This window comes from Hamadaea sp., assembly GCF_013362815.1.
Classification (GTDB): domain Bacteria; phylum Actinomycetota; class Actinomycetes; order Mycobacteriales; family Micromonosporaceae; genus Hamadaea.
Genome location: NZ_JABFVK010000051.1, coordinates 99,151 through 111,826, shown reverse-complemented (window position 1 = coordinate 111,826; position 12,676 = coordinate 99,151). Strand labels below are relative to the sequence as shown.

The following is a 12,676-nucleotide window of genomic DNA, read 5'->3' as shown; positions in this document are numbered from 1 at the left end:
GCCGGCGACCGCATGACCCGGGCTGTGTTTGATGATGATCATCCTCCGGATGCTCATGCCTTGACCCCCACACGCACGTTCTGGAACCGAGCCGGTGCCGCCGGATGCCCGGTGTGACCGATCTGGCCGGGTTGTCCCTTGCCGCAGTTGGGCGTGCCCCAGGCGATGGTCTCGCTGGAGAGCATGTCCATGGACTGCCAGAAGCGCGGGCCGATCCCGGTGTAGGTCGGGTTGCGCAGCATCCGGCCGAGCTTGCCGTTCTTGACCTCGTAGCCGATCTCGCAGCCGAACTGGAAGTTGAGCCGCCGGTCGTCGATCGACCAGGAGCGGTTGAAGTCCATGAGGATCCCGTCGTCAGTACTGGCGATGATCTCCTCCAGGGTGTGCGGGCCGGGCTCGAGGCCGACGTTGGTCATCCGGACCATCGGCAGGCGCGCCCACCCGTCGGACCGTACGCTGCCGCCGTAGTCGAGCCCGGCCACTGCCGCGGAGTCCCGACCGGCCAGTACGCCGACCCACCGGCCCTCCCGGACCGCGTCGCGAGGCTGGGCGGGAGTGCCCTCGTCGTCGAACCCGAACGAGCCGAGCGCGCCCGGGATGGTCGGGTCGATGGTGATGTTCATCAGCTCGGAGCCGTACCGGAGTGAACCGAGCTGGGCGAGGTCGAGCCAGGACGTCCCGGCGAACGCGGCCTCCCAGCCGAGGATGCGGTCCAGCTCGATCGCGTGCCCGACCGACTCGTGGATCTGCAGGCACATCTGCTCGCCGCCGAGGATCAGCGTGGTCTCCCCGGCCGGGCAGGCCGGCGCGGTGAGCAGGGCGCGCGCCTCGTCGGCGATCCGGGCCGCGTGCGCGGTCAGGTCCAGCTCCCGGACCAGCTCCCAGCCGCGGGTGCCGTACTGGCCGCGGTTGGAGGGATAGGACCGGCGCTGCGTCTCGTGCTCGCCGACGACCGTGGCCGAGATGCCCGCGCCGCACTCGCGTACGTGCTGGTCGATCCGGTGGCCTTCGCTCGACACGAGCCACTTGCGGGTGTCCCAGACCTGGTAGAGCCCTTCGGCCAGGTCGGCGCCGTGCTCGACCATCAGCCGAGTCGCCGTGGTCAGCAGGTCGCCCTTCTCCGCCAGGGGTACGCCCAACGGGTCGACCTCGCAGGCCGAGCTCCACGAGGCGGTGGTGGCCGTCGCGCGTACGAGGTCGAGGGGCGGCCCCGGCACCTGGGCGCTGGCGGCGGCGATGCGCGCGGCGGTCTGCCCGGCCAGCCGAGCGCCCGCCGTACTCAGGTCAGGCACGGCGTAGAAACCCCAACCGCTGCCGACCAGGGCGCGTACCCCGATTCCGGCGTCCTCGGCCTGCGTGAGATCCTCTATCTCGCCGTTGCGCGCGTTCATGGATTCTGTGCGTCGGTGCATCACACGGGCGTCCGCGTAACGGGCACCGGCGTCGAGAGCGGCTTGCACAGCCGCGGTGGCGACGTCGAAATGCGACATGCGCCGACCCTACAAGCCCGTTTCTTCGCTTTCGCGTACCCGCCGATCTTGGACGCAAGTCTTCCTGTATTTCACACAAGTAACAGGAGAAACAACCGTCACAGCGTCGATTGGCCGAGCAGCTTACAGCACGTCAGAAGGTTGCGGCCGAGAGCCCATCCGTGACGGGGTTGTTATCGAACTGATGTTGAGCAGCCTTCACGACAGCCATTCTTGCTACTACCGTCCCCTCAGACACCTGGGGCAGCACATCCCCAGGTGCGCTGCAACCTACGTAAGAGGAGATGGGCATGAGCGAGCCGAACCCGCGTGGCACCGAGCCCGCGGACAGCGCGGCCGACTCCGCCGCCGTGGGCGTGCTCGACGTCGCGGCTTCCGAGGAGGGCGCCAAGGCGCCGAAGGCCATCGAGGGCCGGTCGCCTGGCCAGCTGGCCTGGATGCGCCTGCGGCGAGACCGGACGGCCCGCGGCTCCATCTGGGTGCTGGGCTTCTTCATCGTCATCGCGATCCTCGCCCCGCTGATCGAGAAGGTCTACGGCCTGGGCCCCACGGTCAACAGCCCGGACCTGCTCGACCGCAGCGGTCTTCCGCTCGGCTACTTCGGTGGTATCGACTTCACCACCAACAACGCCTCCAACCACATCCACATCCTGGGCGTCATGCCGGGAACTGGTTGGGACATCTTCATGCAGTTCGTCTACGGCGCGCGGACGTCACTCATCGTCGCGGCGCTGGCGACCCTGCTCTCGGTCGTGATCGGCGTTGTGATCGGCATCGTGGCGGGATACCTCGGCGGCTGGATCGACCAGGCCCTCACCTGGTTCATCGACTACATGCTGGCCTTCCCGTTCGTGCTCATGGCGATCGCGATCATCCCGATCGTCAACACGTACCTGGCCGACTCGAGCGGCTACGTCCCCCCGGCTGAGCGCATGGCCACGATCATCGTCGTCTTCTCGCTGTTCGGCTGGATGAGCACCGCCCGGCTGGTTCGCGGTCAGGTGATCTCGCTGCGCGAGCGCGAATACGTCGACGCGGCCCGGGCGGCCGGCGCCGGACGTGGGCACATCATGTTCAAGCAGATCCTGCCGAACCTCTGGGCCCCGATCCTGGTGACCTTCTCGCTCTCGCTGCCGGCGACGGTCACGGCCGAGGCCGCCCTGTCGTTCCTCGGCATCGGCGTGCAGCAGCCGACCCCGGACTGGGGCCGCATGATCAACGACAGCCTGTCGTACATGCAGACCGACTGGATGTATCTGGTCATCCCAGGCTTTTCGATCTGGGCGCTGGTGCTGGCGTTCAACCTGTTCGGCGACGCCACCCGCGACGCGCTCGACCCGAAGTCCAGTCGCTGACCCCAGGCTCGCGACTGCTTCGGCATCTAGATGTCCCGGTGCTCACGGGCGGATACCCCTCCTGGCAACGGGCTGAAAATGGGAAGGAGAACCCTAGTGCGAAAGACCGTCAAGGCGTTGGCCTTTGGCGCACTCGCCGTGGGCGTCGCGCTGAGCGCCGCCTGCACCAAGAACACTGGCGACAGTGGCACCAACAAACAGGCTGAAGCCCAGAAGTTCATCGTGGACTACAAGGGCGAGACCGTTACCCCCGCCCCCGAGATCGAGGGCGCGAAGTCCGGCGGCACCATGACCGTCGTCCAGGAAGCCGACTTCGAGCACCTCGACCCCTCGCAGATCTACGTCTCGAACGCGCTGAACTACAGCCAGCTGTTCTACCGGACGCTGACCACCTACATCGAGACCGGCAAGGAGGGCGACCCCACCAAGCTGGTCGGTGACCTCGCCACCAACGCCGGTGAGACGACCGACGGCGGCAAGACCTGGAAGTACACGCTGCGTGACGGCCTCAAGTACGAGGACGGCAGCCCGATCCTTTCCAAGGACATCGCCTACACCGTCTCGCGTGCCTTCGGCCCGCTCGGTGCCCAGGGTCCGCAGTTCATCCAGGCCGCGCTCGACGCCAACTACGGCAAGGACGGCGGCTACACGGGCCCGACGGCCGACAAGCCGTACGCGCCGGGCATCAGCACGCCGGACGACAAGACCATCATCTTCTCGTTCGCGACGCCGCACCTCGAGGTTCCCTACCTCGTGGCGTTCCCGACGACCGCTCCGATCCCCGCTGCCAAGGACACCAAGGAGAAGTACGAGCGCGAGTTCGTCTCCTCCGGTCCGTACAAGCGCAAGGAGTACGTCGCGGGCACCAAGCTGGTTCTCGAGAAGAACCCGAACTGGGACCCGAAGACCGACCCGCTGCGTCACCAGTACGTCGACCAGTGGGTGTTCGACATGACTGCCGACCCGAAGGCGCAGACCGACCGCCTCACCGCGGCCACCGGTCCCGACGCGGCCGCCGTCATGATGGACAACGTTCCGCCGAACTCGATCCCGACGGTCAAGGGCAACGCCGAGCTCATGAAGCGGGTCTTCACCGGCCCGAACCAGTACGTCTACTACCTCAACATCAACACCACTCGGGTGACCGACGTTGACGTGCGGCGTGCGCTGAACTACGCGTTGGACCGGGACGCCTACATCAAGGCGCTCGGTGGCCCGGACGTGGCCGACCCCGCGACGACCATTCAGTCGCCGGTTCTGCCGTCCTACAAGAAGTTCGACGTCTACCCGTCCCTGCCGGACGGCCACGGTGACGTCGAGAAGGCGAAGAAGCTCCTCGAGGGCAAGACCGTGCCGAAGCTGACCTTCTGCACCTCGAACACCACGGCGAACCAGAACGTCGCCGCGGTGCTGGTCGAGTCCTTCAAGCGGGCCGGCTTCGAGATCACGCCCAAGTTCATCGAGCGTTCGGCCTACTACACCACCATCGGTGTCAAGGGCGTCGACTGCGACCTGATGAGCTCCGCGTGGGGCCAGGACTACCCGGACTCCAACTCGGTTCTGGGCGTTCTGATGGACGGCACCAAGATCGTCGCTGAGGGTAACAACAACTACTCGTACTTCAACGAGTCGACCATCAACGACAAGCTGAAGACCCTCCGTGAGATGCAGGACCGTGGTGCTGCCGCCGCTCTGTACGGCGACCTGGACGAGCAGATCATGAAGGACTTCGCGCCGGTGGTTCCGCTGCGGTACGGCCGCAACTTCACCATCGCCGGCCCGAACGTCGGTGGCACGTTCCTCAACCAGTACAGCCAGTTCAACGCCACGAGCAGCTACGTCAAGTCCTGACCTAGCGTTCGGGGGCGGCGGGTCCTCTCGCCGCCCCACGGCGTACAGCACCTAAGCGCCACCTGTGGCGGGCGGCGCAACCCTGTCGCCCGCCACAGCCCAGCTCAGTCCCCCAGGCGGCTGCTGGATCTCCCCCCGGAAGGCAACCATGCTTCGCTTCTTCGTCAAACGCGCGCTCCTAGCGGTGCTCACGCTCTTCGCGATCTCCGTGACGGTGTTCGTGCTCTTCTTCATGGGCCCGGCCGATCCGGCCGCCAGCATGTGCGGCTCGAAGGCGTGCACGATGGCCCAGCATGAGCAGATCGTCAAGTCGCTGGAGCTCGACAAGAGCCCCGTGACCCAGTACGCGAGCTACATGCGGGGCGTCTTCGTCGGCCGGGAGATCGGTAGCGACAGCCTCAAGATCAAGTGCGAGGCGCCCTGCCTCGGCGTCAACTTCCGCACCTACGAGCCGGTGAAGGACATCATCGGGCGTACGCTGCCGATCACGTTCAGCATCGTGCTCGGCGCCGCCGTGGTGTACGTCCTCTTCGGTACGGCGCTAGGCATGATCTCGGCCATCTGGCGCGGCTCGATCTTCGACCGCCTCGCTGCCGGAACGGCCCTGACCTTCGCCTCGACCCAGATCTTCTTCCTCGGCTCGCTCATCTTGCTGATCTTCGTCTACAAGACAGGCTGGCTACCCAGACCGCAGTACATCAGCCCCAGCACCGACTTCTTCGGCTGGATCGGCGGCATGCTCACGCCGTGGATCGCATTGGGCCTGATCAACTCGGCCTCCTACTCGCGGTTCTCCCGGGCTCAGATGATCGAGACGCTGGGCGAGGACTACATCCGCACCGCGCGGGCCAAGGGCCTCGGCATGCGGGCGGTCTACTTCCGGCATGCCCTGCGCGCGGCGATCACCCCGATCGTCACCATCGCCGGCATCGACATCGGCGGCCAGCTCGGTGGCGTCGCGATCACGGAGACCACGTTCAGCCTGCCGGGCATGGGCAAGACCGCGCTGGGCGCGGTGGTCTCCCAGAACCTGCCGATCGTCATGGCGGTCGTGTTGTTCGGCGCGGTCTTCATCGTGCTGTCCAACGTGATCGTCGACATGCTCTACGCCGTGATCGACCCGCGGGTCAAGCTCGGCTCTTCCGGGAGATGACAATGACTGCGAACGAGTCCCCCTACCTCGAGGTCGCCGACCTGCAGGTCCGCTTCCGCACCGAGGACGGCCTGGTCCAGGCGGTCAACGGCGTCAGCTTCTCGGTCGAGCGCGGCAAGACGCTCGGCATCGTCGGCGAGTCCGGCTCCGGCAAGAGCGTCACGAGCCTGTCGATCATGGGTCTGCACAACCCGAAGTCGACCACCATGAAGGGCAGCATCAAGGTCGGCGGCAAGGAGCTCATCGGGCTCAGCCAGGACCAGCTGCGTAAGCTGCGGGGCCGCGACGTCTCGATGATCTTCCAGGATCCGCTGACCGCGCTGCACCCCTTCTACACGATCGGTCGGCAGATCGTCGAGGCGTACCGGATCCACCACCCGGACGCGTCGAAGGCGGTCGCCAAGAAGCGTGCGATCGAGATGCTCGACCGGGTCGGCATTCCGCAGCCCGACCGGCGGTTCAAGCAGTACCCGCACGAGTTCTCCGGCGGTATGCGGCAGCGCGCGATGATCGCGATGTCGCTGGTCAACGACCCGAACCTGCTCATCGCGGACGAGCCGACGACCGCACTCGACGTGACCGTGCAGGCGCAGATCCTGGACCTGCTGGAGGACTTGCAGCGCGAGTTCAACTCCGCGGTCATCCTGATCACGCACGACCTCGGTGTCGTCAGCCAGGTCGCCGACGACGTCCTCGTGATGTACGGCGGCCGGGTCGCCGAGTTCGGCACGGTCGAGCAGATCATGCGGTCGGCCCAGCACCCCTACACCTGGGGCCTGCTGGCCAGCATGCCGTCGCTGCACGGCGACCCCGACGCGGAGCTGCTGCCGATCAAGGGCAACCCGCCGAGCCTGCTCAACATCCCGTCCGGCTGCGTGTTCCACCCGCGGTGCGCGTACGCGATGCTCAAGGGCGGACCGTGCGACGTCGAGGTTCCGGAGTTGCTGCCGTTGCGGTTCGCCGACGAACCCGGCCACACGGTCGCGTGTCACCTGCCTGAGCGGGAGCGCAACCGGACGTACCAGGAAGACATCGCATCGGTGGGAGTGGCACAGTGAGCACCCAGGTGATTGAGCAGCGCGGCCCGAAGGACCTGACCTCCGCGGAGCCGTTGCTGAAGGTCGAGAACCTGACCAAGCACTTCCCGGTGCGTGGCAGTGGTTTCATCGGCGCGAAGCAGGTCGTGCAGGCTGTCGACGGCGTCTCCTTCGAGGTCCGCCCCGGCGAGACCCTCGGACTGGTGGGCGAGTCCGGCTGTGGCAAGACCACGACCGGGCGGATGCTGGTCCGGCTCCTGGAGGCGACCAGCGGCAAGATCACCTTCGAGGGCCAGGACATCACCCACGCCAAGGGCTCGAAGCTGCAGCGGCTCCGTCAGGACATGCAGATCATCTTCCAGGACCCGTACTCGTCGCTGAACCCGCGGCACACGGTCGGCAAGATCGTCGCCATGCCGTTGCAGGTCAACGGGATCAACCCGCCCGGCGGCGTGAAGAAGCGCGTCCAGGAGCTGCTCGAGCTGGTCGGTCTCAACCCCGAGCACTACAACCGCTTCCCGCACGAGTTCTCCGGCGGCCAGCGGCAGCGCATCGGGATCGCCCGATCGCTGGCGCTGAACCCGAAGATCATCGTCGCCGACGAGCCGGTGTCGGCGCTCGACGTGTCGATCCAGGCGCAGGTCATCAACCTGCTGCGTGATCTGCAGCGGGAGATGGGCCTGGCGTTCGTCTTCATCGCCCACGACCTGTCCGTCGTCCGGCACTTCTGCCAGCGCGTCGGCGTCATGTACCTGGGCAAGATGGTGGAACTCGGCACCCGCGAGCAGATCTACGAGCGACCGGCCCACCCGTACACGAAGGCGCTGCTCTCGGCCGTGCCCGACCCGGCGAAGATCGGTGAGTCGGCGGGCCGGATCCGGCTCGTGGGCGACGTGCCCACCCCCATCAACCCGCCGTCCGGCTGCCGCTTCCGTACGCGGTGCTGGAAGGCCCAGGAGATCTGCGCGCAGCAGGAGCCCCCGCTGACGATCAAGTCGAGCGGCTCCGTGGCGGCGTGCCACTTCCCGGAAGAGGGCATCCTGATCGAGCAGGAAGTCCACACGGACGACGTCGCCGCTGGAGCGGACGAGCACTGAAGCACCACCAAATAGATGGAGGGCGGGCGCCGTTGGGGCCCGCCCTCACCCTTTGCGCAGTGCTTCCAGCGCGGACAGCTCCGCTTCGAAGGAGGCGTCCCCGGGGAGTTCGCGTACGCCGACCGGCAGGTCCCGCAGTTCGTGATGCAGCCAGACCTCGGAGTTGTCGTCGGGGTTGCCGAGGTACCGCTCGGCCACCACGGGCGGCAGTGCGGTCCAGGTGCGTACGGGGTCACGGATGACCGCGCCGTGGAAGGTCTCAGGCCGATCCGCCACGGCGCGGGCGGCCAGCCAGCCACCGACTCCGGCCCCCCGCAGCAGCACGTGTTCGAGATCCAAGTCGGGGTCCTTGGCCCCCAGCTCGTGAACGGTCTCCGCGAGGTCCGCCACGACGAGGTCGACCAGCCGGCGGTGGACTACCTTCTCGAAGCTCGGTGCGATTCCGGCGCTGCCCCGGGCGTCCACCGCGACGACGGCGTACCCGGCCTCGGCCCAGCGCTGCCGAAGCGCCCAGCTGTCCGACCGCGCCAGCACGCTCTGCCCGCCCAGGTCGGTCGCCAGGTCCAGAAGCACCGGAAGCCGCCGTCCGACCAGGTGGCGGGCCGGATAGAGCACGCCGACGGGCAGCCGGCGATCGGTGACGCGATCGAGGACCGGGCGGGGAAGTTCGACCTTCTCCGCCGGCACCGGGCCGAGTACGCCGACCGGATGACCGCGCCGTAGCACCGTCCATCGCGTACCGGGGTGGTCGAGTCCGGCCGAACCGATCACCATCGTCTCGCCGCCACACTCGCCGGTGTGCCAGCCGGGTTCGTGGGTCAGCCGTTGGGCCGCCATGCCGCCGCCTCGGCCCAGCGCTCCGCGTACGCGATAAAGGTGCTGCTCGGCCGGGTCGGTGCTCGCCTCGATGAGCAGGTCGCCGAGTTCGTTGTCGAGATCGCCCGTCCGTCGCGGTTCGGCCGGCACCGGTACGCCGAACGCGGGCAGGCCGGGTCCGAGACACATCGGCCCGATCCGCCCGACCACCCGGCGTACGTAGAGGTTGGGCGGCGTGAGCAGGGTGCCGTCGGCGAACAGGCAGCGCGAGTCGTAGCTTTCGTGCGCGATTTCGCTGCCGACCAGGACCCGGCCGTCCGGCAGGTGCAGCGGGGTGCCGTCGACCGTCCGGACGAACCGGGGATCGGAGAGCTCCGCGTGCACCTGGGTCTCGCCCGTCCGCGGATCGACGGCGAGCACGAGGCCGTGGTTCTGGCCCCGGCGTAGCACGGTGACGAGCGGCGGGCCGTCGGACCACCCGGCTCCGGCGACGTAGGGGTAGACCCAGCGGTCCCAGTGGACGTCGACCCAGCCCCCATCCAGCTCCAGCAGATGCAGTGAGGTGCTCCGGGGACCGTCGGTACGCGCGGCGAGGATGGCCGAGCCGTCTGGCGCCCACCACCAGCCCCGATTACGGCCGAAGCCGAGCGCGTCGTCGTCCACGTCGCCCCACCGCACCGCGAGGCTCTCCTCCCCGGCCAGCAACTGAGGCGGGGCGGGGTCGCTGTGCACCGCGTCCAGCAGCACATACAGCGCCCGGTCGTGCCGGTACGCGATGTGCCGGCTGGTCGGGTCGGGCTGCGGTTGCTCGCCCTCGACACCGAGGTCGACCACCTCGGGCTCGCCCGTCAGGCGTACGCGGTGAAGGCGTCCGTCGCGGGCGAAGACGGCGACGGTCGCGTGCAGATCGCAGGCGTACGCCTCGACCTCGGCGGCGACCGGGCGGACCGCGCCGGTGGCCGTGTCGAGGACGCAGAGGCGGCCGCCGAGCAGGTACGCCACCCGCTCGCCGTCCCGCCCGACGACGAGGCGCCGGGGTTCAAGGTCCGTCACACCATGAAGCGTATTCATCTCACTGTTCGATTCGTGGTGGTTTGGCGGTTTGCCTCCTCAGAATGCACCACACCTCGGCAAACCGGGGGCGTACGCCGCCGGGCGCTAGAGTGGCCCGGTGGATCGCAGCATTCTGTTCGTGCACGCACACCCGGACGACGAGTCGATCGGCACCGGAGCGACCATGGCCCATTACGTCGATCAGGGCGCGCGTGTCACCCTCGTGACCTGCACCCTCGGCGAGGAGGGCGAGATCCACGTGCCGGCCCTCGCCCAGTTGGAGGCGGCCCAGGCCGACCAGCTCGGTGGCTACCGGCTGGTGGAGCTCGATCGCGCCTGCGCCGCGCTCGGCGTGACCGATCACCGGTTCCTCGGCGGGGCCGGGCGCTACCGGGACTCCGGGATGATGGGCACCTCGGCGAACGAGCATCCCCGCTGCTTCTGGCGGGCCGACCTCGACGAGGCGGCCGGCCATCTGGTCGAGATCATGCGTGAGACCCAGCCGCAGGTGCTGGTCACCTATGACGCCAACGGGTTCTACGGCCATCCCGACCACATCCAGTCCCACCGGGTGGCGATGCGCGCCGCCGAACTCGCCCGGGCGGAAGGCTTCGGTCCCGCTAAGATCTACTGGGGTGCGATGCCGAAGAGCGTGCTGGAAGCGGGGCTGGAGGCCTTCAAGGACTCCTCCGACAACCCGTTCGGCGAGGCGACGAGCATCGACGACCTGCCGTTCGGCACGCCGGACGACGAGATCGCCGCCTGCGTCGACGGCACCGATCAGCACGAGAAGAAGGTGGCCTCGCTGCGCGCTCACGCCACCCAGATTCCCGATACGTCGTGGCTCTATTCGATCGCGGGCAACTTCGGCCACGAATTCATGGGCGTCGAGCACTACACGCTGGCGTACGGGCAGCGGGGTCCAGGCGTCGGCGCGCACGGCTGGGAAGCCGACCTATTCGCCGGCCTCGACACATGACCGAGCTGCTCATCCGCGTCTACGGCGGTATCGTCGTCTTCCTGCTCGGCGCGCTCACCGCGATCTTCGAGGTCTTCTACAGCAACCTGCGGATCGGTTCGGTGCTGGTACCGGCGACGATGCTCGTCGCGTTCGCGGTGAACTTCGGGCTGACCTGGTTCGCTTGGTACACAGTGGACAAGAACTGGGCGCCCGTGTTCGCGATCGTCCCATGGTGCGTGATCATGGTCGCCGCGGTGTCCGAGCGGTCCGAAGGCGACTGGCTGATCCTCCCGGACAACTGGGCCGGCGCGCTGGCCGTCGTCGCGGGGATGGCCGGCTTCGCGACCCCGTTCCTGCGGCTGGTCAAGCCTCGCCGCCCGGCTCGACTCTAGCGCCGCGCCCAACCGGCGGCCCGCTCCGCTTCGCTGAACGAGCGCGCTGGATCAGGGTTCACGGTCGAATCATGGACCATGATTCGGCCCAGAACCGTGATCCAGCGCGAAAAGCCAGCGCAAAGCGAAGCGGTGAGGGCCGGTCAGGGGCGGGTGGCGAGCTGAGCGAGCTCGGCGTCCACAGAGGCCAGCAACCGGTCGATCTCGGCCACCGCGCCGGCGTCGTCGTCGATGGTCAACCGTCCGCTCGGCGTCACGCACGCCTCGCGAAGCATCCGCAGCGTACGCGCGATCGCCAGGAGCACGGCGGGATGCCCGCTCCCGTAGTGCCGCAACTGCGCGAAGGCGTGGTTGACGTACTCGCCTTTGTCGAGGTCCTGCGGGGTGAGCAGAATCCGGCCGGAGGAGTCGCGTACGCGTTGCGGCGTAGCCGGTGCGGCCAGCAGCGGGCGCATCACCGAGCCGAGATTGAGGGCCACCTCGATCGCGGTGGTCGGGTCGTTGACGGCGGGGGAGAGCGCGCGCAGGGCGATGTCGTTGAGCTGCCGCAGACCGAAGTCGATGTCCTGCTGCATGGTGCGGGCGGGGCCGACGATGAGCGCGTCGTCGACCACCCGGCTGACGGCGGTGGCGTTCGCGGGGGCCGGCCAGATGCGGATGATCGGCGTACCGGCGGTCACCCAGGCTCCGACCCGAGTCTCGAGGCGGATGACGGAGTTCGGCGGGGTGGCGCTGACGATCGCGCGGCGGCTCAACTGCTGCACCCAGCCGTCGGCCGGGCTGAGCACGACGAGCGGCGGGCCGAGCGTACTGAAGTCGGGGAGCGCGCAGACCTCGCCGACCTTCATGCCGAGGTTCTTGCCGTAGGGCAGTTGCGCGATCAGCTGCCGGGTCTCCCCGGACACGCGCTGCATGATCCGGCCGACGTACTGCTGGCGGCTGATCCGGTCGAGGTAGACCACGATCGCGAGGACGGAGAGCAGCGCCAGGAGCAGCGCGAAGTTGATCGTGAGGGTCGGCGCGGTCGGCTGGTCGGAGTCGATACGGGCCAACGTGAGCACGCAGAAGACGAAGGTCGACATCAGCAGGCCGACGAGGACCTGGCCACCGCGGTCGCGCCAGAACCCGCGGAGCACCCGGGGCGAGAACTGGCCGCTGGCCAACTGGAGCGAGACGACCAGCAGCGAGAAGACCACCCCTGCGGTGGTGATGACCGCACCGGCGATGGTGCCCAGCAGGGTGATGGCGACATCGGGGGAGAACGTGAAGACCACGCTGACCCCGACGTCGTGCTTGGCGTCCAGATCGGCCAGCACGAAGGCGATGACGACCGCACAGGCCACCATCACCAACGGCAGGAACAGCAGACTTTCGCGTACGCGTTCGCGGAAGGCGCGCAGTCGCAGACGCCGGATGTGCGGCGCGACCCGGGCTTCGATCAGCTCGTCCGGTTCCGAGTTCTCCACGCGCA

Annotated in this window: 10 protein-coding genes; 7 read left to right on the top strand and 3 right to left on the bottom strand. The window is 68.0% G+C overall.

Going from position 1 to position 12,676, the window contains the following annotated elements; translation table 11 throughout:
• Nucleotides 1–53: 53 nt before the first annotated feature.
• The gene (locus HOV77_RS23580) at nt 54–1,490 is read right to left on the bottom strand and encodes a TldD/PmbA family protein (protein WP_290865124.1); all 1,437 of its coding nucleotides are present in this window, start codon (nt 1,488–1,490) and stop codon (nt 54–56) included.
• Nucleotides 1,491–1,780: 290 nt separating this feature from the next.
• Between HOV77_RS23580 and HOV77_RS23575 the strand changes: the two genes are divergently transcribed.
• From HOV77_RS23575 to HOV77_RS23555, 5 genes are all read left to right on the top strand, one after another.
• Nucleotides 1,781–2,845 (top strand): ABC transporter permease, encoded by a 1,065-nt coding sequence (locus HOV77_RS23575; protein ID WP_290865122.1) that lies wholly within the window; start codon nt 1,781–1,783, stop codon nt 2,843–2,845.
• Nucleotides 2,846–2,941: 96 nt separating this feature from the next.
• The gene (locus tag HOV77_RS23570) at nt 2,942–4,696 is read left to right on the top strand and encodes an ABC transporter substrate-binding protein (RefSeq protein ID WP_290865120.1); all 1,755 of its coding nucleotides are present in this window, start codon (nt 2,942–2,944) and stop codon (nt 4,694–4,696) included.
• Between the two features lie 148 nt (nt 4,697–4,844).
• Nucleotides 4,845–5,849 carry an ABC transporter permease gene (locus tag HOV77_RS23565; RefSeq protein WP_290865118.1) on the top strand — a complete coding sequence of 335 codons (1,005 nt, stop codon included), beginning with the start codon at nt 4,845–4,847 and terminating at the stop codon, nt 5,847–5,849.
• A 2-nt stretch (nt 5,850–5,851) separates the two neighbouring features.
• The gene (locus HOV77_RS23560; protein ID WP_290865116.1) at nt 5,852–6,907 is read left to right on the top strand and encodes an ABC transporter ATP-binding protein; all 1,056 of its coding nucleotides are present in this window, start codon (nt 5,852–5,854) and stop codon (nt 6,905–6,907) included.
• Nucleotides 6,904–7,983: a dipeptide ABC transporter ATP-binding protein gene (locus HOV77_RS23555; RefSeq protein ID WP_290865114.1), complete on the top strand. Its 1,080-nt coding sequence runs from the start codon at nt 6,904–6,906 to the stop codon at nt 7,981–7,983. The genes HOV77_RS23560 and HOV77_RS23555 overlap by 4 nt, the downstream gene beginning before the upstream one ends.
• 45 nt (nt 7,984–8,028) lie before the next feature.
• Here the strand turns inward: HOV77_RS23555 and HOV77_RS23550 are convergent, their stop codons facing one another.
• Nucleotides 8,029–9,852 carry a prolyl oligopeptidase family serine peptidase gene (locus tag HOV77_RS23550; RefSeq protein WP_290865112.1) on the bottom strand — a complete coding sequence of 608 codons (1,824 nt, stop codon included), beginning with the start codon at nt 9,850–9,852 and terminating at the stop codon, nt 8,029–8,031.
• A gap of 118 nt (nt 9,853–9,970) precedes the next feature.
• Here HOV77_RS23550 and mshB point away from each other — a divergent pair, with 118 nt between their 5' ends.
• Both mshB and HOV77_RS23540 read left to right on the top strand, forming a co-directional pair.
• On the top strand, nt 9,971–10,831 hold the full coding sequence (mshB, locus tag HOV77_RS23545) for an N-acetyl-1-D-myo-inositol-2-amino-2-deoxy-alpha-D-glucopyranoside deacetylase (RefSeq protein WP_290865110.1): 861 nt from the start codon (nt 9,971–9,973) through the stop codon (nt 10,829–10,831).
• Nucleotides 10,828–11,205: a hypothetical protein gene (locus tag HOV77_RS23540; RefSeq protein WP_290865108.1), complete on the top strand. Its 378-nt coding sequence runs from the start codon at nt 10,828–10,830 to the stop codon at nt 11,203–11,205. The genes mshB and HOV77_RS23540 overlap by 4 nt, the downstream gene beginning before the upstream one ends.
• Nucleotides 11,206–11,348: 143 nt before the next feature.
• Here the strand turns inward: HOV77_RS23540 and HOV77_RS23535 are convergent, their stop codons facing one another.
• Nucleotides 11,349–12,671, bottom strand: coding sequence for a DUF2254 domain-containing protein (locus tag HOV77_RS23535; RefSeq protein WP_290865106.1), 1,323 nt, complete (start codon nt 12,669–12,671; stop codon nt 11,349–11,351).
• Between the last annotated feature and the right edge of the window lie 5 nt (nt 12,672–12,676).

Bases quoted from the DNA above. Each gene is read 5' to 3' on its own strand.
- HOV77_RS23580 (WP_290865124.1), bottom strand. From the start codon at position 1,490: ATGTCGCATTTCGACGTCGCCACCGCGGCTGTGCAAGCCGCTCTCGAC.
- HOV77_RS23575 (WP_290865122.1), top strand. From the start codon at position 1,781: ATGAGCGAGCCGAACCCGCGTGGCACCGAGCCCGCGGACAGCGCGGCC.
- HOV77_RS23565 (WP_290865118.1), top strand. From the start codon at position 4,845: ATGCTTCGCTTCTTCGTCAAACGCGCGCTCCTAGCGGTGCTCACGCTC.
- HOV77_RS23560 (WP_290865116.1), top strand. From the start codon at position 5,852: ATGACTGCGAACGAGTCCCCCTACCTCGAGGTCGCCGACCTGCAGGTC.
- HOV77_RS23540 (WP_290865108.1), top strand. From the start codon at position 10,828: ATGACCGAGCTGCTCATCCGCGTCTACGGCGGTATCGTCGTCTTCCTG.